This window comes from Janibacter sp. DB-40 (genome assembly GCF_029510815.1).
GTDB lineage: Bacteria > Actinomycetota > Actinomycetes > Actinomycetales > Dermatophilaceae > Janibacter.
The window spans coordinates 2,502,723-2,526,112 of record NZ_CP120360.1 but is presented as its reverse complement, the minus strand read 5'-3'; the positions used below and the strand labels follow the sequence as shown (position 1 = coordinate 2,526,112).

Genomic DNA, 23,390 nt, shown 5'->3' with positions numbered 1-23,390 from the left:
GTTCCGTGCGGATCGCAGCACTCGTGCTCGGCGGTGCCCTGACCCTGGGTGCCTGCGGTGGCACCGACGGGCTCGAGGACCCCGGCATCACCGCGCCGGCCGCCATCGTCGAGGGCCACGAGATCACCGTCGCCCAGGCCCAGCAGAGCAGCCGCGAGGTCGGGCAGGTCGTCGCAGCGCAGGCGGAGGCCAGCGGCCAGCCGCCGCAGGAGGTGGGCCCCGACCAGCTGATCAGCAGCCTCATCCAGGTGCCGACACTGCTCGCCTACGGCGAGGAGAACGACATCCAGGTGCCCTCCGCCGCGACGATCGAGAAGCAGCTCGACGAGGCCGTCCCGTCGCCCTCCGAGACGACGGTGGACTTCTTCCGGGCCAATGCCGTGTACTCGCAGCTGGACCAGAAGCAGCAACAGGAGGTCGCTCAGCAGGTCCGGGACCTCGACGTCACCATCAGCCCGCGCTATCGCCCCGACGGCGAGAGCCCCAACTGGCTGAAGTCCCCGAGCACCACGCCGGAGATGCCCTGACGGTGCCGCGCCTGATCCTGCTGGCATCGAGTCCACGGGTCCCGGCAGGGCTGCTCAGCCGGGACGCGTGGCGCGCCCTCGACGGCGCCGATCTCGTCCTGGCCGCCGACGTCGCGGAGGACCTCCCGTTGGCGCTCGCCGACGACGGGATCGCGGTGACACCGATCGGCCGCGAGTCGGCGACCGAGCGGGCGCGCGCGCTCGTGGAGTCGGCGGGGGAGCAGGAGACGATCTGGCTCGGCTCGGCCGACGGGGACCCCGGGCTGAGCGACGCGATCGCCACCGAGGTCTCGCGGCTCGACGAGGGACCCGAGGTCGAGGTCCTCGTGGGGTCGTGGGACGTCGAGGGTGGTCGCCTCCTCGACGCCGTCGCGGTCATGGACCGGCTGCGCGCACCCGGAGGGTGCGCCTGGGTGGCGGCGCAGGACCACGCGAGCCTGGCCCCCTTCGTCCTGGAGGAGGCGCAGGAGGTGCACGAGGCGCTCGACGCGGTCATCGCCGACCCCGACGACCCCCGGCTGCGCGAGGAGCTGACCGACGAGCTGGGCGACCTGCTCTTCCAGGTGCTCTTCCACGCCCGGGTCGCCGCGGACCACGCGCCGGACCCCTTCGACGTGGACGACGTGGCCGCTGCCCTGGTGGACAAGCTCGTGCGGCGCAACCCGCACGTCTTCGCCGACGCGAGCGCCGGGACCCTCGAGGAGATCGAGGCCCAGTGGCAGGCGATCAAGGCGCAGGAGAAGGCCGCTCGCGACAGCGAACTGTGAGGAGTGCCATGGACCAGCGGATCAGCTTCGTCACCCTCCCCGTCGCGGACCTGGCGACGACGCGTCGCTTCTACCTCGACGGGCTGGGGTGGAGCGCGGAGCTGGAGGTCCCGGGCGAGGTCCTCATGATCCGCGTCGGTGAGCACCTCGTGCTCTCGCTGTGGGACGAGGACGAGTTCGAGGGTGAGGTCGGCGCGATCCGCGGCGGGCCGGGGATCGCCCCCGTCACCCTCGCGCACAACGTCGCGACCCCGGCCGACGTCGATGCCGTGCTCGACCTCGCCCGCCGGGCGGGGTCCGACGACGTCTCCGCCGGGCAGGCGCGGGACTGGGGCGGCTACACCGGGTACTTCGCCGACCCCGACGGGTTCCGCTGGGAGGTGGCCCACAACCCCGGACCCATCGGTCAGGTCGTGCTGCCGCCGGCGAGCCGGGACGAGGTGCGCACGAATGAGCAGGGCCAGCCGGTCGGTCCCGACGTGCCCGACTGGACCCCACCACCGCGCCCGGAGACGGGCACCATCACCGGCGGCCACTGCACCCTCGAGCCGTTGACGCCCGCGCACGCCGACGAGCTCTTCGCCGAGGTCGGCGGCCGGCGCAATGCCTCCCTGTGGACCTGGCTGGGGCAGGAGCCGGTCACCGAGGCGGCCCCCTTCGCGGAGTACATCGCGGGGCGGCTGGCCGCCGACACCGTCGAGGTGGTGGTCCGCGACGGGGACGGCGTGGCCTGCGGGCTCGTCGCCCTGATGCGGATCGACCCGGCGAACGGCTGCGTCGAGATCGGCAACGTCCTGCTCGGGCCGCGTCTGCAGCGCACCACCGCCTCCACCGAGGCGATGGTGCTGCTCGCCCGCCACGTCTTCGATCTCGGCTACCGCCGGTACGAGTGGAAGTGCGATGCGCTCAACGCCGCCTCCCGCCGGGCCGCCGAGCGCCTCGGGTTCACCTACGAGGGCACCTTCCGGCGGCACGTCGTGACGAAGGGCAGGGCCCGCGACACCGCCTGGTTCGCGATGGTGGTCGACGACTGGCCGCGGATCCGGGCCGGCCACGAGGCGTGGCTCGCTCCGGGCAACTTCGACGCGGGGGTCCAACGCCGGCGGCTGGCGGACGTGGTCGCCGTGGCGGGACGTTAGGCTCCCTGAGCCAGCCCAACCAGTGTCCTGACGTCAGGGGTCGTACACATGAAGGTCGTAGTCATCGGCGATGTCAGCTGGGCTGGGCAGTACCACCTGGGTGACGAGGCCATGACGGAGGCCGCCATCGCCCAGCTGAAGCGGCACGGTGCCGACGTCACCCTCGTCGCCGGTGACCCGGAGCTGTCGGCCGCGCACTACCGGGTGGACACCATCCGCAGGCTCGGCTTCCGGGGCGTGCCGCGGCCGAAGAAGGTCACCCTGCTGTCCGCGCTCGAGTCGGCCTTTGCCGGCGAGGTGGACTTCCCCGAAGCCATGGCACCCGCCGTCGATGCGGTGCGCCGGGCCGACGCGGTCGTCATCGCCGGCGGCGGGAACCTCAACGCGAACGGTGAGCACCACCTCTTCGAGCGTCTGGCCCTGACGCGGATCGCCGAGTTCTTCGAGGTCCCCCTCTACGTCTCCAGCCAGTCGGTCGGCCCACACCTGTCGGAGGACGACGAGGAGATCGTCAGGGAGATCGCTGACTACGCGGCGGTGTTCGGTGTGCGGGAGCGCTCCTCCGCCCACCTGGTGAGGTCCCTGTGCGCGGAGCCCGACAAGGTGGTGCTGACCTTCGACGACGCACTCCTCATCCCGCAGGTGGAGGGCTCGAGCGTGCCGGAGGTGGAGCTGACCCTGCCACGCACCTTCGTCGTGGGCAGCTTCGCCCACGACCCGGGGGTCCCCGAGATGCCGGCCACCGAGTACCACCGCACGATCGCCATGGCCCTGGACGAGATCGTGGCCACCTGTGACGTCGACATCGTGCTGGTGCCGCACATGGGAGTTCTCGGCGTCGGTGACGAGGACGACCGCGACTGCCTGGCCCATGCGCGCATCGCCGAGCTCATGACGAGTCCGCGCGTGCACCAGCTGCCGGTGATCTCCGCCGCGCAGGCCCTCGCCGTGACCGCCAGAGCCGAGTTCACGATCTCCACCCGCTACCACCCGGTCGTCTTCGGTCCTGCGGTCGGCGTCCCGGCGATCGGCCTCGTGACGAGCCACTACGCGATGATCCGCATGCACGGGGCCCTGGAGCACGTGGGAATGAGCGCTCTCGCCGTGCCGTACGAGGCGTGGAACGGACTCTTCGGTGCCACGGTCGTCGGCGCACTGTCGCGCGACCGCGTCGAGCTGGCGGCCCACATGGAGACGATGGGCACGGCATCGACCCGGTACCAGACCGCGTGGTGGGACGGCATCGCTGCCGGCATCCGCGGCACCGGGGACCTGATGACGGAGGACGCGCCGACACCCCGGGCGTACCACTGGGGCACACCGGCGGAGCAGGAGTCCTTCTCGGTCTTCACGAGCCTCTACGAGATGCTCAACAGGACCAGGGACCGCATCTCCCTCGAGGCCAAGGAGCGGCGGCGGCAGGAGAAGGAGCTGAAGCAGCAGATTCGTCAGCAGGCCCGGGAGGGTCAGCGGCTCGAGGACGAGTGTCAGCAGCTCCGGAAGGAGGGCGAGCAACTGAGGCAGGAGCTCGCCAGGACCTCCGAGAAGGCGTTGGCGTCCCAACGAGCCCTGCAGCGACAGATCGACGAGATCCGCTCCAAGCAGCGACCGCCCGGCGCGGCCCTCAGGGACGGGGTGCGGCGCCGAGTGCGTCGTTGGCGCAGTCGCCGGTAGCCGTCATGGATGCGCGACTCGGCTCGGTGGGTCGCTCGACCGAGCGCCGCCTCGGAGCCGATACCCTCGGGGGACCAGTCATCACGCACCAATCAAGGAGCCGGTAGTGGCCAGCATCGAGGCAGTAGGCGCGCGCGAGATCCTCGACTCCCGCGGCAACCCCACGGTCGAGGTCGAGGTCGCCCTCGACGACGGCACCATCGCCCGTGCCGCGGTCCCCAGCGGCGCCTCGACCGGTGCCTTCGAGGCCGTCGAGCGCCGCGACGGCGACAAGAAGCGCTACCTGGGCAAGGGGGTCGAGGACGCCGTGCGGGCCGTCGAGGACGACCTGATGCCGCGCGTCCTCGGCTTCGAGGCGAGCGAGCAGCGTCTCGTCGACGCCGAGATGATCGCCGCCGACGGCACCGACAACAAGGGCTCGGTCGGCGCGAACGCCATCCTCGGCGTGTCCCTCGCGGTCGCCAGGGCAGCAGCCGAGTCCGCCGGGCTGCCGCTCTTCCGCTATGTCGGTGGTCCGAACGCCCACGTGCTGCCGGTGCCGATGATGAACATCCTCAACGGTGGCTCGCACGCGGACTCCAATGTCGACATCCAGGAGTTCATGATCGCCCCGATCGGCGCGCCCTCCTTCCGTGAGGCCCTGCGCTGGGGCACCGAGGTCTACCACTCGCTCAAGGCGGTCCTGAAGGCCAAGGGCCTCTCGACCGGACTCGGTGACGAGGGGGGCTTCGCGCCGAACCTCGGCAGCAACCGCGAGGCGCTCGACCTGATCATCGACGCGATCAAGAAGGCCGGCTACAAGCCCGGCACGGACATCGCGCTCGCCCTCGACGTGGCCGCCAGCGAGTTCCACACCTCCGGGAAGTACACCTTCGAGGGCAAGAAGAAGAGCGCCAAGCAGATGGTCGACTACTACGCCGGCCTCGTGGACGCCTACCCGCTGGTGTCCATCGAGGACCCGTTGGACGAGGACGACTGGAAGGGGTGGCAGGAGATCACCGCCAAGCTCGGCGAGAAGGTCCAGCTCGTGGGCGACGACCTGTTCGTCACCAACCCCGAGCGCCTCGCCCGCGGCATCGCCGACGGCGCGGGCAACGCGCTGCTGGTGAAGGTCAACCAGATCGGCTCGCTGACCGAGACGATGGACGCGGTCGACCTGGCCCACCGCAACGGCTTCCGCTCGATGATGAGCCACCGCTCCGGCGAGACGGAGGACGTGACGATCGCGGACCTCGCCGTCGCCACCAACTGCGGCCAGATCAAGACCGGCGCCCCGGCCCGCTCCGAGCGCGTCGCCAAGTACAACCAGCTGCTGCGCATCGAGGAGGAGCTCGACGACGCGGCGGTCTACGCAGGCGCGGGTGCGTTCCCGCGCTTCTCGGGCTGAGCCACGGATGGCCGGCACCCCGCGACGTCGCCCTTCACGCCTCGGCGTGAAGGGCGCGACGCGGCGCCCCCCGGCTCGCGACCGGCCGCGCCGGTACACCTCGCGGGGGCCCATCGGCGGCCCGGGGGCGAAGCCGGGTCGGGACCCGCGGCGCAGGGCCGTGATGACCACCCGCCGGTGGGTGGTCCTCGGATCACTCACGACCCTGCTGGCGCTCATGCTCGTGCCCACCGGTAAGTCCTGGTACGACCAGCAGCAGCGTCTGGACGAGCTGCACTCGCAGGTCGCGGCGCAGGAGGCTGCCGTCGAGGATCTGCGGCGGGAGCGCGAGCTGTGGCAGACGGACGAGTACGTCGAGGCCCAGGCCCGCAAGCGACTGAAGTTCGTGCGACCGGGGGAGAAGACCTACACCGTGGTCGACCCCGACGAGACGATCGCGGACGTCGACCCCGAGACGGGGACCGTCACCTCGTCCAACACCCAGCCCTGGTACGAGAAGATGGCCGACTCGGTGACCACGGCCGACACGGCGGAGAAGCAGCAGTGACCATCGACGAGCGCGGCAACGACCTGGACCGGGTCGCCCCCGAGGACTTGGGGACCATCCACGATCAACTCGGCCGACCCGCCCGCAGTGCCGTCGACATCGCCCACCGGTGTCCCTGCGGTGGTCCCACCGTGGTCCGCACGGCTCCGCGCCTCCCGGGAGGTACCCCCTTCCCCACGAGCTACTACGCCACCTGCCCACGACTGACCGGAGCCATCTCGACGCTCGAGTCCAGCGGGTTGATGGCGCAGATGTCGCAGCGACTGCTCGAGGACGAGGACCTGGCGATGCGGTACCGCGCCGCCCACGAGGACTACCTCGCCCGTCGTGCGGAGCTCGGCGACGTCCCGGAGATCGAGGGGATCTCCGCCGGCGGCATGCCCACGCGTGTGAAGTGCCTCCATGTTCTCGTGGCACACTCCTTGGCTGCCGGTCCCGGGGTCAACCCCCTGGGGGACGAGGCACTTGACCTGCTGCCCGAGTGGTGGCGCGCCAGCCCGTGCGCGAGCACGGACGAAGGGAGCGACCGATGAGAGTCGCAGCAATCGACTGTGGGACGAACTCGATCCGCCTGCTGATCGCAGACCACGACCCGGGACGCAACGTCCTCACCGACGTGACCCGTCGGGTGGAGGTCGTGCGCCTCGGGCAGGGGGTCGACACGACCGGTCGGCTCGACGACGAGGCACTGCGCCGCACCCTCGACATGTGTCGCGAGTACGCGGAGCAGTGCCGCCACGAGCACGTCCCACCGGGCAACGTGCGTTTCGTCGCCACCTCCGCCACCCGTGACGCGAGCAACTCCGAGGACTTCGTCCAGGGTGTGCGCGAGGCCTTCGGCGAGCTGGACGTGACCCCAGAGGTCGTCGACGGGGACGAGGAGGCGCGGCTGGGTTTCATCGGCGCGACCGGTTCCCTCGCCGAGGAGGGCTTCGAGGGGCCCTACCTCGTCGTCGACATCGGCGGCGGCTCCACCGAGGTCGTGCGGGGCACCCGTGAGGTGGTCGCCTGCACCTCGCTGGACATCGGCAGCGTGCGCCTGACCGAGCGCCACCACCGCACCGACCCGCCGACCCAGGAGATCATCGACGCGGCCCGCTTCGACATCGCCGAGGCGCTGGACACCGCCGAGGCCGAGGTCGGGCTCGGGGGTATCAAGACGGTCATCGGGCTGGCCGGATCGGTCACGACTGTCACCGCGCAGGCACTCGGCCTGACCTCCTACGACCCTGCGGCCATCCACTTGGCCGACCTGACGGTCGAGGAGTACATGGAGGCCTGCGAGCGCCTCATCCTCAGCACTCGGGCCGAGCGCGCCGCGCAGCCCTTCATGCACCCCGGCCGCGTCGACGTCATCGGCGCCGGGGCGCTGATCTGGTACGAGATCCTCGACCGGGCGCGCGGAGCCAACGGCCCCGACCTGGTCGTCACGACGTCCGAGCGCGACATCCTCGACGGGATCGCCCTGTCGATCGTGGTGCCGGACGAGCCGGAGGACGAGCAGCAGCAGCCGACTGGCTAGACCGACGCGCCGTCGCACCCACTCGCGGGGTCGGCGGTGCCGAGGTCCTGTGGCAGGACATGGTGCGGGCGGTGGGATTCGAACCCACACGTTCGACAGGAATTTTAAGTTCCCCGGCTCGCCAGTTGGCCTACGCCCGCTTGCGGTTGCGACTGCGACACGTCGGAGTCCGAGCATGGCAGTTGGGACAGAGTAGCCCCAGCGTGCTGAGCAGGTTGTCCTCGGGCCCAGAGCCCCGCGAGTCGATCACCTGTTCATCAGTCGCTTGGTGTGCGGGATGTGGCGTGGGTCAATCCTCGATCTTCCCCACCGGCGTCATCTTCTCTGCCTGGAAGGCGTCCTCGGTGCGTCCACGCGCCCAGTAGCCCGAGATCGAGATCGCTTCACGCGGGACCTCGCGATGCTTGAGCACCCTCCGCACCGCCTTGATCGACTCGCGCTCGCCGTGGGCGAAGATCTGCACCGCCCCCTTCGCCACGTCCCTTGGCCACGCGGCCGCGTCCACCGCGCGGGCGAGGAAGGCGACGTCGTCGGTGTCGGGGTTGACCAGCCACGACACCTCGACGCCCTCCGGGGCGGTGAGGTCGAGGACGTCCGCGTCGGCCTCCACCTCGAGCAGAGCGACCCCCTTCGCCGACGAAGGGAGTGCCTCCAAGGCGGCGGCGATGGCCGGCGTCGCCGACAGGTCGCCGGCGAGGAGGTGCCAGTCGACCGTGGGGTCGGGGGAGTAGCCGCCACCCGGCCCCAGGAGGACCGCCCGGTCGCCGGGTCGGGCGCCGATGGCCCACGGCCCGGCGCACCCGGTGTCGCCGTGGGTGACGAAGTCGATGGTCAGGCGCCGGGCGGACCGGTCGATGGCCCGCACCGTGTAGGTGCGGCTCACGGGCTGCAGGTCGGCGGGCGCGCTCTCCCGGATCCCCGCGAGGTCGTAGGGCGGCTCGCCCAGCGCCGGGTCGACGAAGAGGAGCTTGACGTAGGCGTCGGTGAACTCGGCGGCACCGAAGTCGGCGAGGGAGTCGCCGGTGAGGACGATGCGTACCAGGTGCGGTCCGAGCCGATCGGTCGACTCGACGGTGAGGGCGTGCTGGGGCTTGGGCTTTCGGGCGGGCGGAGCCATGTACTGAGGGTACCCTTACCTCCCGGGGCGGTGTCGCCGCCGCGGTGATCCGTGCCACGATGCTGGACATGCAGATCGCGGACCACATCTCCGACCTCATCGGTCACACCCCTCTGGTCAAGCTCTCCTCCGTCGTCCCACCCGGATCGGGTCTGGTGGCGGCAAAGATCGAGTACCTCAACCCGGGCGGCAGCATCAAGGACCGCATCGCGAAGAAGATGATCGAGGCGGCCGAGGAGTCCGGCGAGCTCCAGCCCGGCGGCACCATCGTCGAGCCGACCTCCGGCAACACCGGCGTCGGTCTCGCCCTCTTCGCCCAGCGCAAGGGCTATCGCTGCGTCTTCGTCTGCCCGGACAAGGTCGGCAAGGACAAGATCGACGTCCTCAAGGCCTACGGCGCGGAGGTCGTGGTCACCCCGACGTCGGTGCCCCCGGAGCACCCCGACAGCTACTACTCGGTCTCCGACCGGCTCGCCGAGGAGCTGCCCGGCGGGTGGAAGCCGAACCAGTACTTCAACCAGAACGGCCCGCTCAGCCACTACGAGACCACCGGCCCGGAGATCTGGGAGCAGACCGACGGGGAGATCACCCACCTCGTGGCGGGGATCGGCACCGGCGGCACGATCACCGGCACCGGCCGGTACCTCAAGGAGGTCTCCGAGGGCCGCGTCACCGTCGTGGGCGTCGACCCGGAGGGCTCGGTCTACTCCGGCGGGTCCGGCCGGCCCTACCTCGTCGAGGGCGTCGGCGAGGACATGTGGCCCGGTGCGTACGACCCGTCCGTGCCGGACGAGGTCATCGCCGTCACCGACCAGGAGTCCTTCGCCATGACCCGGCGCCTGGCGCTGGAGGAGGGCCTGCTCGTCGGTGGTTCCTGCGGGATGGCCGTCGTCGCGGCGCTCCGGGTCGCCGAGCGCGAGGGCCCCGACGCGAAGATCGTCGTCCTCCTGCCGGACGGCGGCCGCGGTTACCTCGCCAAGATCTTCGACGACGAGTGGATGGCCTCCTACGGCTTCCTCCCGAGCGATGACGCCAGCGAGGGCAGCGTCGGTGACGTCCTCCGCGGCAAGAGCGGCGAGCTGCCGGCGCTGGTCCACACGCACCCCAACGAGACGATCCGCGAGGCGATCGACATCCTGCGCGAGTACGGCGTCTCCCAGATGCCGGTCGTCGGCGCCGAGCCGCCCGTCGTCATCGGTGAGGTCGCCGGAGCCGTCACCGAGCGCGACCTGCTCACCGCCGTCTTCGAGGGGCATGCCTCGCTCGCGGACCCGGTGAGCAAGCACATGGGGGCCGCCCTCCCGCAGATCGGCGCCAACGAGCCGGTCTCCGCCGCGACCGAGGCGCTCGAGCAGTCCGACGCGCTGCTCGTCGTCGAGGGCGGCAACCCGGCCGGCGTCATCACCCGGCACGACCTGCTGGGCCACCTGTCCCACCGAGCGAAGGGCTGATCATGGGCGAGCAGAAGAGCGCTGCGGACGCACGCGCGAGCCAGGGGTTCTCCACCCGGGCCATTCACGCCGGCTACGAGCCGGACCCGCTGACGGGCGCGGTCAACGTCCCGATCTACGCCAGCTCGACCTTCGCCCAGGACGGCGTCGGCGGGATGCGCGGCGGGTTCGAGTACGCCCGTACCGGCAATCCCACCCGCCAGGCGCTCGAGGCGAACGCGGCCTCCATCGAAGGGGGGTCGTACGGTCGGGCCTTCGCCTCCGGGATGGCGGCGACGGACGCGATGCTGCGCGCCGCCCTTCGCCCCGGTGACCACCTCGTCATCCCGGACGACGCCTACGGCGGCACCTTCCGCCTCATCGACAAGGTCTTCACCCACTGGGGGATCGAGTACACGCCGGCACCCGTCGTCGACGTCGACGCGATCCGTGCGGCGATCCGGCCCAACACCAAGCTCGTGTGGCTGGAGACGCCGACCAACCCGCTGCTGAACATCGGCGACATCGAGGCCGTCGCCGAGGTCGCCCACGCCGCGGGCGCGAAGCTCGTCGTCGACAACACCTTCGCCAGCCCCTACCTGCAGCGACCGCTCGCCCTCGGCGCGGACGTGGTGCTGCACTCGAGCACGAAGTACCTCGGCGGCCACAGCGACGTCGTCGGTGGCCTCCTCGTCACCGACGACGAGGAGATGGACGCCGCGATCGCCTTCCTGCAGAACGGGTCCGGGGGCGTCCCCGGACCCTTCGACGCGTACCTGACGATGCGCGGCATCAAGACGCTCGGCGTGCGCATGGAGCGACACTGCGACAACGCCGAGGCCGTCGTGGACATGCTCTCCGCCCGCCCCGAGATCACCTCCGTGCTCTACCCGGGCCTGCCCGGGCACCCGGGTCACGAGGCGGCCAAGAAGCAGATGAGTCGCTTCGGCGGGATGCTCTCGGTGCGCATGGCCGGGGGCATCGAGGCGGCCCAGCAGCTCTGCTCGCGGGTGGAGGTCTTCACCCTCGCCGAGTCGCTGGGCGGCATCGAGTCGCTCATCGAGCACCCCGGTGCGATGACCCACGCCTCGACGGCCGGGTCGATGCTCGAGGTCCCCGAGGACCTCGTGCGGCTGTCCGTCGGCATCGAGGACGCCGGTGACCTGCTCGCCGACCTCGAGCAGGCGCTCGACGGCCTGCGCGCCTGACAACTGTGGACAGTCCCTACGGTGCCGCGCGGGCGGCACCGTAGGCTGGTCCTGTCAGACACTGCGGCCGCCGGTCGCGCAGAGTCCCCAGGAGGGCCCACCCCATGAGCAACCCGCTTCTCAACCGGGTCACGAACGACGCGCAGCGCGGCTACGCGGGCTTCCGCGAGTCCGGTGTGCGCAGCCAGCAGGGCTTCGGAGGTCAGGGCTACGCGCCCCAGCAGCCGGGCCAGTACGGTCAGCAGGGCTACGGTCGGCCCCAGCCCGGCTTCGGCGAGCCCGGGTCCGCTCCCGGACTCGGCGGCGACGGTGGCGGCGGTCGGGCCATCACGCTCGACGACGTGATCATGCGCACCGGCGCGCTCTTCGCGGTCCTGGTGGCCGTGGCCGCGGCCGCGTGGGTCGCCTCCGCCGTCTCGCCCGCCCTCGGCGGCATCCTCTTCATGGTCGGTCTCGTGGGCACGCTGGGCCTGGGCCTGTACATCGCCTTCCGGCGCAAGCCGGTCGGCCCCACCCTCGCGATGGTCTACGCGGTCGTCGAGGGCGTCTTCGTCGGCGCGATCAGCCAGACCTACCACGTGATGTTCGACGCCTCGGGGGGCAGCGTCTTCGAGTCGATCGTCACGCAGGCGGTCCTGGCGACCCTGTGCGTCTTCGGCTCGATGCTGCTGCTGTACAAGACCGGCGTGATCAAGGTGACCGACAAGTTCCGCTCGATCGTCTCCATGATGGTCATGGGCTACTTCGTCTTCTCGATGATCAACCTCGGCTACATGCTCTTCTTCAACGGCTCGCCGTTCGGATTCGGCGGTACCGGCTGGCTGGGCATCGGCATCTCGCTCTTCGCCATCGGTCTGGCCGCGGTCATGCTGACGCTCGACTTCGACAACATCGACAAGGCGATCAGCGCCGGCCTCCCGGCCTCCTTCGCCTGGACGCTGGCGATCGGTCTGGTCATCACCCTGGTGTGGCTGTACCTGGAGATCCTGCGCCTGCTGGGTCGCCTGCGCTCCGAGTAACACCGCGTGATCCCGCCGGAGATCGAGAGCGAGCTCGGCCGCGCGGTCCGCAGGTGGCGTCAGCTGCCGCTGGACCGCGCGGTCGCCGCGCTCCCGGGGGTGCACGCGCTCCTCGCAGATCTCGCGGGGGAGCAGCTGCCGGACCTCGGCCCGGCCGTGGTCATGGACCAGCTGCGCGTCGTGGTCTTCGACGCCTGCGTGAGCGAAGGGGGCGGTGCCGGGCTCGCGGAGCGGCTCGCCGCCCTTCGCCTCGGCTGGAGCGGTTGACGGCGGACGAGCGTCCGTCGTGCACTCGGCGTGCGTGCGTGCTGTTCCGCCCACATCCGGGGAGAGGGGCAGGTCGGCGTGGGACGCCCGAGCGCCACGCCGTCGCCGCACTGCACAAAAGTTTGCCGTCAGGGTAATCTTCGGGGGACCGTCCCCCTTTCGAAAGTCCTCCCCTCATGAGCAATACACGCACGCGCCCGCATGTCGCCCGTGTCCTCGCCCTTCGACTGCCCCTGGCTGCTGCCGTCGCCGCGGCCCTCGTCATCGGCCCGACGGCCATCGTGGGCGCCAGTGGCGACGAGGCCGACCCGATCGACACCGCGATGGAGAAGGTCTCGGTCGAGGGCGTCAGCGAGCAGGCCGTCAGGAACACGTCCGACGTCGAGTTCAACCTCCCGGAGAGCGCGCAGGACGCGCAGACCCGTACCCCCTCGTCCGAGCACGGTCACGGTCCGGTCGAGCCGGAGGACGACGAGGTCGTCGCGCTGACGAAGAAGCGCGGCACGCGGGACTTCTCCGCGCTCGGACTGACCTGGGAGAGCGAGCAGGAGCCGGTCACCGTGTGGGTGCGCACGAAGACCGCAGGCACGAAGTGGTCCGACTGGGAGTACGTGCCCTCAGCCCACGGTCACGGCCCCGATGCCGGGACAGGCGAGGCGCAGGACGGAACCCGGGCGGGCACGGACCCGTTGATCGTCCCCGAGTCGGACGGCGTGCAGGTGCGGGTCGAGGCCGAGGACGGCACGGCACCGCGGGGGATGAAGGTCAACCTCATCGACCCGAAGAAGGCGGGCCAGGACGCGCGGATGGGGCAGGAGTCGGCTCCCGCAGGCAGCGCGGCTGCAGCCGCAACCAAGCCGAAGATCATCACTCGCGCCGAGTGGGGAGCGGATGAGTCCATCCGTCGGGGGGAACCGTCGTACGGCGAGATCAACGGCGGGTTCGTCCACCACACGGCGGGGACGAACTACTACAGCCGGAGCGAGGCCGCGGGGATCGTCCGCGCGATCTACACCTTCCACGTCGAGGGTCGTGGCTGGAACGACATCGGCTACAACTTCCTGGTCGACAAGTTCGGCCGCATCTTCGAGGGGCGCTACGGCGGGGTCGACGAGCCCGTCGTCGGAGCCCACACGCTCGGCTACAACTCCGAGTCCTTCGCCATGAGCGTCCTCGGGACCTACCAGAGCAAGACGGCGAACACAGCGGTGCTGGACGCCTACGCCGAGCTGTTCGCGTGGAAGCTCGGTCGGCACGCGGTGGACCCCACCTCCAGGGTGACCATCAACGGCGAGCGGTTCAACGCGATCAGCGGGCACCGGGACGGCTTCGCAACCACCTGCCCGGGGGACGCGCTCTACGCCCAGCTGCCGAAGATCCGCCGGGACACCGCCGCCCTGGTGCCCGACCAGGAGCCGCCGTTCCCGGACGTGACCCCGTACACGACGAACTTCACCACGGAGATCACCTGGCTCAAGGACGAGGGGATCACCACCGGATATCCCGACGGGACCTTCGGCCCGAAGGACCGGATCTCCCGTGAGGCCATGGCGGCGTTCTTCTACCGGATCGCCGGTGAGCCCGCGGTCACGAGTGACCCCGACTTCACCGATGTGGACGCGTCGAGCAAGTTCGCCAGGGAGATCGCCTGGCTGCAGGACGAGGGCATCACCACGGGCCACCCCGACGGGAGTTTCGGCCCGAAGGAGCGGATCTCGCGTGAGGCGATGGCTGCGTTCATGACGCGGTTCGTCCTCGAGGGCCAGCCTCCCAGGAGCAGTGCCCCCTACGCGTTCACCGACATCGAGGGGACCCCGTTCGCGGACCACATCGCCTGGCTCGCGGACCAGGGGGTCACAAACGGGTATCCCGATGGGAGGTTCGGCCCGAGGGACCGGATCTCTCGTGAGGCCGTCGCGGCCTTCCTGTACCGCTCGCAGGGCCTGATGAACTGAGTCGACCGTCGCGTCGACACTCCGCCGCCTCCGACCCCGTGGTCGGAGGCGGCTGCGGTCTAGAGGTCGGTGACCTCGTGCCCGCCGCGTCGGCGCAGCATCGCCCACGGGCCGCGGGGGCCGGCGCGGTGACCCTTGAACTCCGCGGGTCCCACCTCGGTGCCGGGGGAGGAGGCGGCGCGCTCGGCGGCGTCGTCGAGGGCCCCGATGCCCTCGCCGCGGCTCGGCTCCGGCTCGGTGTCGCCCAGGGCGTCCTCCGGCCAGGCATCGACCGCGGCTGCGACGGTCGGCAGCAGGGCCGAGGCGACGCGGGCGTACCCGGCGGCCGAGGGGTGGAAGCGGTCCTGGCTGAACATCACCGACGGGCTCGACTCGAACTCCGGCCCGAGGAGGTCGGCCAGCGACACCGTGCGCGCGCCGGCCTCGACCGCGGCGACCGTCTGCGCGGCGGCGAGGTCGCGGCTCCACTGGCGCAGCAGCCTGTTCAGCGGGAAGGGGACCGGCTCGACCGTGCCCAGGTCCGGGCAGGTGCCCACGACGACGGGGGTGTCGAGGGTGCGCAGGTAGCGCACCGTCCGCTTCAGGTGCTGGACGGACACGGCCCGGTCGATGCGGTGGGTGACGTCGTTGGCGCCGACGAGGACGACGGCCACGTCCGCATGGTCGATGCGGGCCAGGCCGTGCGAGAGCTGGGCACTCAGGTCCGAGGACTGCGCCCCGACGACGGCCTCGTTGGTCAGCTCCACCGGCCGGCCCATGATCGCCGCCAGCCCGGTCGCCAGGATCGCGCCGATCGTCTGGTACCGGAGGTCCGCGCCCATCCCCGCTGCGGTGGAGTCCCCGAGGACGAGCAGGCGCACCGGCTCGCCGGGGGCGGCGCCGTAGACGCCGTCGTCGTCGGGCGCTCCGTCGAAGGGGTTGCCGACGATCCGGCGGGTGATCTTCGCCTCGGCCTGGATCAGGCCGTAGGCGAGCCCGGCCATGCCGGCCCCGACGACGAGGGTGCCCAGGGCGCCGACGAGCACCCGACCTGCCGTCCTGCCAAGATGCGCCATCACTCTCCTCGTCCTCGCTGGTGTCCCGGAGCCAACCTTGTCATCCCCACGTGACATTGCCAACGAATGGCGGCAGGAATGCGTGCATCTGGCATCCTTCGACGCAGACCCGAAGCCGGACCCGAGGACGCCATGACCGAGTACCCCACCCTCTTCGCCCCGCTCGACCTGGGGTTCACCACCCTGCGCAACCGCACGATCATGGGCTCGATGCACACCGGGCTGGAGGACAAGGCCAAGGACTTCGAGCGACTGGCCGCGTTCTACGCCGAGCGGGCGAAGGGGGGCGCCGGGTTGATCGTCACCGGTGGCTTCGCCCCGAACATCGAGGGGACCCTCTACCCCTTCGCCTCCAAGATGACCACGAGCCGCGAGGCGCGACGGCACCGGCAGGTCACCGACGCCGTGCACCGCGAGGGCGGCAAGATCGCCCTGCAGCTGCTGCACGCCGGTCGCTACAGCTACCACCCGTGGTCGGTCTCGGCGTCACGGACCAAGGCCCCGATCAACCCGTTCACCGCGCGTGCACTGAGCGAGAAGGGGGTGCGTCGCCAGATCCGCGCCTTCGCCCGGGGGGCCCAGCTGGCGCGTGAGGCGGGCTACGACGGGGTCGAGGTCATGGGCTCCGAGGGCTACTTCATCAACCAGTTCCTCGCGCCGCGCACGAACCAGCGCACCGACGGCTGGGGCGGGACGCCGGCCAACCGTCGACGGGTCGCCACCGAGATCGTGCGAGCCGTGCGGGCCGCCGTCGGCGAGGACTTCATCATCGTCTACCGGCTGTCGGTCCTCGACCTCGTCGAGGGCGGGCAGACCTGGGAGGAGATCCAGGCGCTGGCCACCGAGATCGAGGCTGCCGGCGCGACGATCATCTCCACCGGCATCGGCTGGCACGAGGCGCGCGTGCCCACGATCGTCACCTCGGTGCCGCGGATGGCCTTCACCGAGGTCGCCGAGAAGCTGCGCCCGCACGTGGGCATCCCCGTCGTCACGAGCAACCGCATCAACATGCCCGACCAGGCCGAGCGGGCGCTCGCCGACGGCCAGGCCGACCTGGTGCAGATGGCGCGCCCGTGGCTCGCCGACCCGCAGTGGGCCGTGAAGGCGCAGGACGGTCGCGGCGAGGAGATCAACACCTGCATCGCCTGCAACCAGGCCTGCCTCGACCACACCTTCCAGCGCACGGTCGCCTCCTGCCTGGTCAACCCGCGCGCAGGCCACGAGACCGAGCTGGTGCTCTCCCCGACGGCACGGCGCAAGCGCGTCGCCGTGGTCGGTGGTGGCCCCGCCGGGCTCTCGGCGGCGGTCTCCGCGGCCGAGCGCGGCCACGCCGTCGAGCTCTTCGAGGCGGGGGAGGAGATCGGCGGGCAGTTCGCGCTCGCGATGCGCATCCCCGGCAAGGAGGAGTTCGCCGAGACCATCCGCTACTTCAAGGGCGAGCTCGACCGCCGTGGCGTCGCCGTCCACCTGGGGCGCCGGGCCGACATCGCCGACCTCGAGGGCTTCGACGAGGTCATCGTCGCCACCGGCGTCACCCCGCGCATCCCGCAGATCGAGGGGATCGACCACCCGATGGTCGTCAGCTACCCCGAGGCCGTCCTGGGCACCCGCGAGGTGGGGGAGCGCGTCGCGGTCATCGGAGCCGGGGGGATCGGCGTCGACGTCACCGAGCTGCTCACGACCGTGGAGTCGCCGACGCTCGACATCAAGGAGTGGCAGGACGAGTGGGGCGTGGACCCGACGTCCGCGGAGCGGGGTGGCCTCAAGGAGGCCCACCCCCAGGCATCGCCGCGCACCGTCTACCTCGTCCAGCGCAAGGAGACGAAGATCGGTGCCGGTCTGGGCAAGACGACCGGCTGGGTGCACCGCCTGGCGATCAGGGCCAAGGGTGTCCACCAGATCACCGGTGCGACGTACGAGCGGATCGACGACGCCGGGCTGCACCTCACCGTGGACGGCAAGCCGCGCACCCTCGAGGTCGACACCGTCGTCGTGTGCACCGGGCAGGAGTCCGTGCGTGACCTCGTCGAGCCGCTGCGGGCGAAGGGGGTCGACACGCACGTCATCGGCGGGGCCGACGTCGCCGCGGAGCTGGACGCCAAGCGCGCGATCCGTCAGGGCACGGAGCTCGCCGCGGCACTCTGACCACTGCCACACTGGAGGGGTCATGAGCGTGCCCTCCCACGAAAACTGGATCGACCGCCAGATCCGTGAGGCGATCGAGCGCGGCGAGTTCGACGACCTGCCCGGCGCCGGGAGACCGTTGCGCGGGCTCGACGACCGCGACCCGGACTGGTGGGTCAAGCGGATGATGGAGCGCGAGGGGCTGGACTCCTCGGATGCGCTGCCACCGGTCTTCCAGCTGCGACGCGAGCACGCCACCTTCCCGGAGTCCCTGGCGGACATCGCGACGGAGGAGGGCGTGCGCGAGGTCCTGCGGGACTACAACGAGCGGGTCCTGGCGGAGCTGCGCCGACCCACCTTCGGCCCGGCCTCGCCGCCGATCGCCCCGAGGGCCGACGTCGAGGTGCTGGTCGAGCAGTGGCGGCGGCTGCGTGCGCAGCGCGCCGAGGCCCCCGCCGACGAAGGGGCACCGGAGCCCCCTTCGCCCCCCTCGCGCCGACGGTCGTGGTGGCGCCGCCGGCGACGCCGCTGACCCCTCGGGTCAGCTCGGGGGCATGATGTCGGTCTGCGCCGGCAGGTCCGCCACACCGACGGGGCAGGTCAGGCCGTTGGGGCCGTGGTTGCAGTACCCGCCGGGGTTGTGGTGCAGGTACTGCTGGTGGACCGCCTCGGCGTACCAGAACGGCCCCGACTCCCGCGTCGAGACGATCTCGGTGGCGGCCGGCGGGAGATCCCGCTTCGCCAGCTCCCGACCGAAGGCCTCCGCGGTCGCCTCGGCCGCGGCCCGCTGCTCCGGGGTGTCCCAGAAGATCGCCGAGCGGTACTGGGTACCGACGTCGTTGCCCTGCCGGTTGGCCGTCGTCGGGTCGTGGTTCTCCCAGAAGGCCTTGAGCAGCTGCTCGGGGTGGATCACCGCCGGGTCGTAGGCGATCAGCACGCTCTCGGCGTGGCCGGTGAGGCCGGTGCAGACCTCCTCGTAGGTGGGGTTGGGGGTGAAGCCGCCCATGTACCCCGCTGCCGTGGTCACCACGCCGGGCAGCTGCCAGAAGATCCGCTCCACACCCCAGTAGCACCCCATGGCCACGTGCAGCACCTGGGTGCCCTCCGGCCACGGGCCCTCGAGCGGGGTCCCGAGGACCGCGTGCGTGGTCGGGACGGTGAAGGGCCTCTCATCGCGCCCGGGCAGGGCGGTCTCGGCGGTGGGCATGGGCGGGAGCTGGCGACCGAACATGCCTCGATTGTCTCAGGAGAGTGCCGGAGTGGACACAGCACGAGAAACCCCGGCTTCGCAAGGGTCAGGAACCGTTGCAGAGCCGGGGTTGTTCGGGTCACCCGGGAAATCGGGGACACGTGAGGTGGATCAGGCCGAGTAGGGCTTCGCCTTGAGGATCTTGACCTCGATCGTCTTGCCGGTGGGGGCGAGGTAGGTGCACGTCTCGCCCACCGTCTGGCCGTTGATGGCCTTGCCCATGGGGGACTGCTCCGAGTAGACGTCGAGCGAGTCGTCACCGTCGGCGATCTCCCGCGAGCCGAGGAGGAAGGTCTCCTCCTCGCCGAAGAGCTCGACGGTCACGACCATGCCCGGCTCGACGACACCGTCGTCCGGCGGGGCCTCGCCGACGGAGGCGTTCTGGAGGATCTGGGTCAGCTGGCGGATGCGGGCCTCCATCTTGCCCTGCTCCTCCTTGGCCGCGTGGTACCCGCCGTTCTCCTTGAGATCGCCTTCCTCGCGAGCGGCCTCGATGCGCTTGGCGATCTCGACCCGGCCGGGACCGGAGAGCTCGCGCAGCTCGGCCTGCAGTCGGTCGTACGCCTCCTGGGTCAGGTAGGTCGCGTTGGGCGCGGTCTGGGTCACGGGATACTCCTTGCCTTGGGCCGCGGCGGCGTTGGTGGGACGTCCCGCGGGTGGTCACCGTGGCGCACCATCCATCGAATCGGACGGTGATGCACAAAGGTCTGGACCGAACGGCCCAGACCCACGGTTGCGTGTAAAGGCCCAGTCTAACGCCAATGACCGCAGGATGCAGGTATCACTCGAGGGCCGAGCACTGCTTCACGGTCGCAGTGACGGCCTGTGTCGTCGTGCGCACGGGGGCCCGGACACGGGTGGTGCGCTCCTCGCTCGCCGGGACCTCGTGCTGGGCGGTGCCGACCCGCCCGTACTCCCCGTCCATCGCCGTGATCGTGCAGGAGACCGCCGTGCCGGGCTCCCGGGTCACGTCGAAGATCATCGTGATCTCGCGCTCGCCCGTGTGCTCGTAGCCGATGTCGGTCGCCTTCACCGCGCCCTGCGTGCTCGCGATGGCGAACCACACCACCAATGCCGACGCGAACGCGACGAAGAGCCCGCCGGCGACCCACCAGCGTCGGCTGCCCCGGTCGGGGGCGGCCTCGGCGGCGGCCTCCTCGCGCTCGGGGTCCCAGTGGTGGGGTTCCTGCGCGTCGGTGCTCATGGTTCTCCTGCGGGCGAAGGGGGGCGCCACCGGTCACGTCGAGGGCTCCCGGTGCTCGGTGAGACAATGCCTTCATTGTCCGTGACACCAGACCGCGGCGGCACACCGGGCCGCGCGGCACACACCTGTCCGGGAGGACACCACCCGTGGAAGCACTCAGGCTCATGGCTGTGCACGCCCACCCCGACGACGAGTCGAGCAAGGGGGCGGCGACGACCGCCAAGTACGTTCGTGAGGGCGCCGAGGTCCTCGTCGTCACGTGCACCGGCGGCGAACGCGGCGACGTCCTCAACCCCAAGCTGAAGGACGACCCGCACATCCTGCGCGACATCTCCCAGGTGCGACGTGACGAGATGGAGGAGGCCCGTCGGATCCTCGGCGTCCAGCAGTCCTGGCTCGGCTTCGTCGACTCGGGCCTGCCCGAGGGGGACCCGCTGCCGCTGTTGCCGCGCGGGTGCTTCTACCTCGAGCCGCTGGACATCGCCACCGAGGCCCTCGTGCGCGAGATCCGCCGCTTTCGGCCGCACGTGATCACCACCTACGACGAGAACGGCGGTTACCCCCACCCGGACCACGTGATGACCAACCGGGTCTCCGTCGCCGCCTTCCGGGCAGCGGGCGACCCGGACCGCTTCCCCCGCGCCGGTGAGCCCTGGCAGCCGCTGAAGCTCTACTACAACGGGGGCTTCAGCCTCGCGCGCATCCAGGCCTTCCACGACGCGCTGGTCGCCCGGGGCCAGGAGTCCCCCTTCGTCGAGTGGATCGAGCGTGCCGGCCGGCGCCCCCAGCGCAAGGTGACCACGAGGGTGCACGCGGCGGACTACTTCGACGTGCGCGACGACGCCCTGCGGGCGCACGCGACGCAGGTCGACCCGGACGGGTTCTTCTTCGCCGTCCCCAACTCCCTGCAGGCCGAGATCTGGCCGACCGAGGAGTACGAGCTCGCGATGAGCCACGTCGAGACCGATGACGACGAGGACGACCTCTTCGCGGGCATCCCGGGCTCCGTGGTCGAGGCGGACGCGCTCGGGCGCCGGACCGACCTGGAGCTGGTGCGCGACGACCGCGCCGCACCGACCGTGAAGGAGTGGACATGAGCGCACCCAGCACCGAGGTGGGTCCGGGCTTCCTGGCCTTCGTCGTCTTCTTCTTCCTCGCGGTCGTGCTGTGGCTGCTGATGCGCAGCATGTTCACGCGGGTGCGGCGGATGAACCTCGCCCAGCGGGCACAGGAGAAGCAGGATCAGGAGGCGGCCCGCGGCGCGGGCACGCCGACGTCAGCGGAGGCGGCCGACGAGCGACCGGCGGGGGAGCGGGGCTCAGGTCTGGGCGATGGGGCCGAAGAGGGCCAGCGTCGCGGCGACGAAGTGTGAGATGAAGGCCAGCACCGTCAGCGCGTGGAAGATCTCGTGGAAGCCGAACCAGCGCGGTGACGGGTTGGGGCGCTTGAGCCCGTAGACGATGGCTCCCGCCGTGTAGAGCGCTCCGCCGGCGAGGACGAAGCCGAGGATCGTCCATCCGCCGTGGGTCAGCAGCGGCTTGATGTAGAAGACCGCGACGAAGCCGAGGGCCACGTAGACGGGGACGTAGAGCCAGCGCGGGGCGTCGACCCAGAAGACGCGGAAGATCACACCGAGGATCGCGCCGGTCCAGACGGTCGCCAGCAGCGTCACCGCCTGGGATCGCGGGAGCATCAGTGCGAAGGGGGTGTAGCTGCCGGCGATGATGAGGAAGATGTTCGCGTGGTCCCACCGGCGCAGGGCCGCGCCCATCTTCTCCCCCCAGCTGCCGCGGTGGTAGAGAGCCGAGGTGGCGAAGAGGAGGCCGGCGGTGACGGTGAAGACCATGGCCGCGATCCGACCGGCCTGGGTCGGGGCCATCGAGGTGAGGACGAGGCCGCCGATGAGCGCCAAGGGTGCCATGACGAGGTGGAGCCAGCCGCGCAGGTGGGGCTTGACCGCTTCGACGAAGGCGTCAACGTGCTCGCCGACGTCCGAGGCGAGCTCCTTGGCGCGTGACGAGTGCACGGTGCGGGGGGACTCCATCGGTCCACGGTAACTTACGGCAGCGTAGGTTCGCCATGGTCGGGCCGGGGGGTCCCCGTGTGGGATCGGACACCGGATGCGGCGGTAGGTTGTCTCGGGTCGAGATCGCGCCAAGGAAGGACAGCGAGTGCGCAACCCGCTCTACAGCGCCTACGAGCGACGTCTCGTCCGGCGGCTCAACCGCGATGCCGTGCCTCGGCACGTGGGGATGATCGTGGACGGCAACCGACGGTTCGCGAAGGCGCGTGGACGCAATGCCGACGACGGGCACCGCGCGGGTGCGGCGAACATCGCCGGCTTCCTGGAGTGGTGTGAGGACGCGGGCGTCGAGGTCGTCACCCTGTGGCTGCTCTCGACGGACAACCTGACCCGTCCCCCCGACGAGCTGGACCACCTGCTGCGGATCATCGAGGGCCTCGTGGCCGACCTGGCCTCGGCCGGCCGCTGGCAGCTGCACTCCGCCGGTGCCCTGGAGATGCTGCCGGTGCAGACCGCGGCGGCCCTGCGCCGGGCGGAGGAGGAGACGGCCGGGGTCGACGGGCTCGTCGTCAACGTCGCCGTCGGTTACGGGGGACGCCAGGAGATCTCCGACGCCGTCCGATCCCTGCTGCGCACCCGCGCCGCGGAGGGCGCCAGCCTCGACGAGGTCGCCGCGGAGCTGACCGCCGAGGACATCGGCGACCACCTCTACACCAAGGGGCAGCCCGACCCGGACCTCGTCATCCGCACGTCGGGGGAGCAGCGGCTCTCCGGCTTCCTGCTGTGGCAGTCCGCGCACAGCGAGTACTACTTCTGCGAGGCCTACTGGCCCGAGTTCCGCCGGGTGGACTTCCTGCGGGCCCTGCGCGCCTACGCCGACCGGCACCGACGCTTCGGCGGCTGACCCCCTTCGCAGCTGCTTGGGCTCGTGCGACGGGGGTGGGGTGAGTGGGGCACGAGTGACGGGTGCGACCAGTGGGGTTGCCGGGAGGTGAAGATCTCGTGCTCCGCGCGGACACGCCGCAAGGCTCCCTCACCATCCGCCCAGCCGGTCCTAGCGTGATCCCTGACGGGTCGCACCCCGCGGCCCCGGCGGGAAGGCCGACATGGGGCTGCTGATCAGCAGGAGGAGCCGCTCACGGCCCCTGCCCATGCCTCGGATCCCATCCCGGCACC

General features: G+C 71.0%; 24 protein-coding genes and 1 tRNA gene. 18 read left to right on the top strand and 7 right to left on the bottom strand.

Annotated features, from left to right (window positions below):
• Positions 1-5: 5 nt before the first annotated feature.
• From PVE36_RS12025 to PVE36_RS11985, 8 genes are all read left to right on the top strand, one after another.
• Positions 6-527, top strand: coding sequence for a hypothetical protein (locus tag PVE36_RS12025; RefSeq protein ID WP_277452652.1), 522 nt, complete (start codon positions 6-8; stop codon positions 525-527).
• A gap of 2 nt (positions 528-529) precedes the next feature.
• Positions 530-1,294 carry a MazG nucleotide pyrophosphohydrolase domain-containing protein gene (locus PVE36_RS12020; RefSeq protein ID WP_277452650.1) on the top strand — a complete coding sequence of 255 codons (765 nt, stop codon included), beginning with the start codon at positions 530-532 and terminating at the stop codon, positions 1,292-1,294.
• Positions 1,295-1,302: 8 nt separating this feature from the next.
• Entirely contained in the window at positions 1,303-2,433 is a 1,131-nt protein-coding gene (locus PVE36_RS16245) for a GNAT family N-acetyltransferase (protein ID WP_346780585.1), read from the top strand.
• Positions 2,434-2,481: 48 nt separating this feature from the next.
• Complete coding sequence (locus PVE36_RS12005) at positions 2,482-4,107, top strand: polysaccharide pyruvyl transferase family protein (RefSeq protein ID WP_277452648.1); 1,626 nt, start codon at positions 2,482-2,484, stop codon at positions 4,105-4,107.
• Positions 4,108-4,213: 106 nt separating this feature from the next.
• The gene (eno, locus tag PVE36_RS12000) at positions 4,214-5,494 is read left to right on the top strand and encodes a phosphopyruvate hydratase (RefSeq protein ID WP_277452644.1); all 1,281 of its coding nucleotides are present in this window, start codon (positions 4,214-4,216) and stop codon (positions 5,492-5,494) included.
• A 163-nt stretch (positions 5,495-5,657) separates the two neighbouring features.
• Positions 5,658-6,041 (top strand): septum formation initiator family protein, encoded by a 384-nt coding sequence (locus PVE36_RS11995; RefSeq protein WP_277452642.1) that lies wholly within the window; start codon positions 5,658-5,660, stop codon positions 6,039-6,041.
• A complete protein-coding gene (locus PVE36_RS11990; RefSeq protein WP_277452640.1) occupies positions 6,038-6,574 on the top strand; it encodes a DUF501 domain-containing protein in 537 nt (178 codons plus the stop codon). Before PVE36_RS11995 ends, PVE36_RS11990 begins: the two co-directional genes overlap by 4 nt.
• Positions 6,571-7,563 (top strand): Ppx/GppA phosphatase family protein, encoded by a 993-nt coding sequence (locus PVE36_RS11985; protein ID WP_277452638.1) that lies wholly within the window; start codon positions 6,571-6,573, stop codon positions 7,561-7,563. Before PVE36_RS11990 ends, PVE36_RS11985 begins: the two co-directional genes overlap by 4 nt.
• A 60-nt stretch (positions 7,564-7,623) precedes the next feature.
• On the opposite strand, the gene PVE36_RS11980 is transcribed toward PVE36_RS11985, so the two are convergent.
• Positions 7,624-7,703: transfer RNA gene (locus tag PVE36_RS11980), tRNA-Leu, on the bottom strand.
• Positions 7,704-7,852: 149 nt separating this feature from the next.
• Positions 7,853-8,680, bottom strand: coding sequence for a siderophore-interacting protein (locus PVE36_RS11975; protein WP_277452637.1), 828 nt, complete (start codon positions 8,678-8,680; stop codon positions 7,853-7,855).
• A gap of 68 nt (positions 8,681-8,748) precedes the next feature.
• On the opposite strand from PVE36_RS11975, the gene PVE36_RS11970 reads away from it, so the two are divergent.
• The 5 genes from PVE36_RS11970 to PVE36_RS11950 all read left to right on the top strand — a co-directional run bounded on the left by PVE36_RS11970 (position 8,749) and on the right by PVE36_RS11950 (position 14,559).
• Positions 8,749-10,131 (top strand): cystathionine beta-synthase, encoded by a 1,383-nt coding sequence (locus PVE36_RS11970; protein WP_277452636.1) that lies wholly within the window; start codon positions 8,749-8,751, stop codon positions 10,129-10,131.
• A 2-nt stretch (positions 10,132-10,133) separates the two neighbouring features.
• Entirely contained in the window at positions 10,134-11,318 is a 1,185-nt protein-coding gene (locus PVE36_RS11965) for a cystathionine gamma-synthase (protein WP_277452634.1), read from the top strand.
• A gap of 104 nt (positions 11,319-11,422) precedes the next feature.
• Entirely contained in the window at positions 11,423-12,337 is a 915-nt protein-coding gene (locus tag PVE36_RS11960; RefSeq protein WP_277452633.1) for a Bax inhibitor-1/YccA family protein, read from the top strand.
• A 6-nt stretch (positions 12,338-12,343) separates the two neighbouring features.
• Entirely contained in the window at positions 12,344-12,604 is a 261-nt protein-coding gene (locus tag PVE36_RS11955) for a hypothetical protein (protein WP_277452632.1), read from the top strand.
• A gap of 176 nt (positions 12,605-12,780) precedes the next feature.
• Entirely contained in the window at positions 12,781-14,559 is a 1,779-nt protein-coding gene (locus PVE36_RS11950; protein ID WP_277452630.1) for an S-layer homology domain-containing protein, read from the top strand.
• Positions 14,560-14,618: 59 nt separating this feature from the next.
• On the opposite strand, the gene PVE36_RS11945 is transcribed toward PVE36_RS11950, so the two are convergent.
• A complete protein-coding gene (locus PVE36_RS11945; RefSeq protein WP_277452628.1) occupies positions 14,619-15,614 on the bottom strand; it encodes an SGNH/GDSL hydrolase family protein in 996 nt (331 codons plus the stop codon).
• Positions 15,615-15,746: 132 nt separating this feature from the next.
• Between PVE36_RS11945 and PVE36_RS11940 the strand changes: the two genes are divergently transcribed.
• Positions 15,747-17,759, top strand: coding sequence for an NADPH-dependent 2,4-dienoyl-CoA reductase (locus PVE36_RS11940; protein ID WP_277452627.1), 2,013 nt, complete (start codon positions 15,747-15,749; stop codon positions 17,757-17,759).
• 22 nt (positions 17,760-17,781) lie between these two features.
• Positions 17,782-18,270: a DUF1992 domain-containing protein gene (locus PVE36_RS11935; protein WP_277452626.1), complete on the top strand. Its 489-nt coding sequence runs from the start codon at positions 17,782-17,784 to the stop codon at positions 18,268-18,270.
• Between the two features lie 9 nt (positions 18,271-18,279).
• Here PVE36_RS11935 and msrA read toward each other — a convergent pair whose 3' ends face one another.
• The 3 genes from msrA to PVE36_RS11920 form a co-directional block, all read right to left on the bottom strand.
• Positions 18,280-18,969 (bottom strand): peptide-methionine (S)-S-oxide reductase MsrA, encoded by a 690-nt coding sequence (gene msrA / locus PVE36_RS11930; RefSeq protein WP_277452624.1) that lies wholly within the window; start codon positions 18,967-18,969, stop codon positions 18,280-18,282.
• A 129-nt stretch (positions 18,970-19,098) separates the two neighbouring features.
• Entirely contained in the window at positions 19,099-19,593 is a 495-nt protein-coding gene (greA, locus tag PVE36_RS11925) for a transcription elongation factor GreA (protein WP_277452622.1), read from the bottom strand.
• A gap of 175 nt (positions 19,594-19,768) precedes the next feature.
• Positions 19,769-20,191 carry a DUF4307 domain-containing protein gene (locus tag PVE36_RS11920; protein WP_277452620.1) on the bottom strand — a complete coding sequence of 141 codons (423 nt, stop codon included), beginning with the start codon at positions 20,189-20,191 and terminating at the stop codon, positions 19,769-19,771.
• A gap of 164 nt (positions 20,192-20,355) precedes the next feature.
• On the opposite strand from PVE36_RS11920, the gene mca reads away from it, so the two are divergent.
• The gene (mca, locus tag PVE36_RS11915) at positions 20,356-21,288 is read left to right on the top strand and encodes a mycothiol conjugate amidase Mca (RefSeq protein WP_277452617.1); all 933 of its coding nucleotides are present in this window, start codon (positions 20,356-20,358) and stop codon (positions 21,286-21,288) included.
• Positions 21,285-21,563, top strand: coding sequence for a hypothetical protein (locus tag PVE36_RS11910; protein ID WP_277452615.1), 279 nt, complete (start codon positions 21,285-21,287; stop codon positions 21,561-21,563). Before mca ends, PVE36_RS11910 begins: the two co-directional genes overlap by 4 nt.
• On the opposite strand, the gene PVE36_RS11905 is transcribed toward PVE36_RS11910, so the two are convergent.
• A complete protein-coding gene (locus PVE36_RS11905) occupies positions 21,510-22,235 on the bottom strand; it encodes a hemolysin III family protein (protein ID WP_277452614.1) in 726 nt (241 codons plus the stop codon). The genes PVE36_RS11910 and PVE36_RS11905 overlap by 54 nt on opposite strands.
• Before the next feature lie 127 nt (positions 22,236-22,362).
• On the opposite strand from PVE36_RS11905, the gene PVE36_RS11900 reads away from it, so the two are divergent.
• The gene (locus tag PVE36_RS11900; protein WP_277452613.1) at positions 22,363-23,118 is read left to right on the top strand and encodes an isoprenyl transferase; all 756 of its coding nucleotides are present in this window, start codon (positions 22,363-22,365) and stop codon (positions 23,116-23,118) included.
• Positions 23,119-23,390 lie beyond the last annotated feature (272 nt).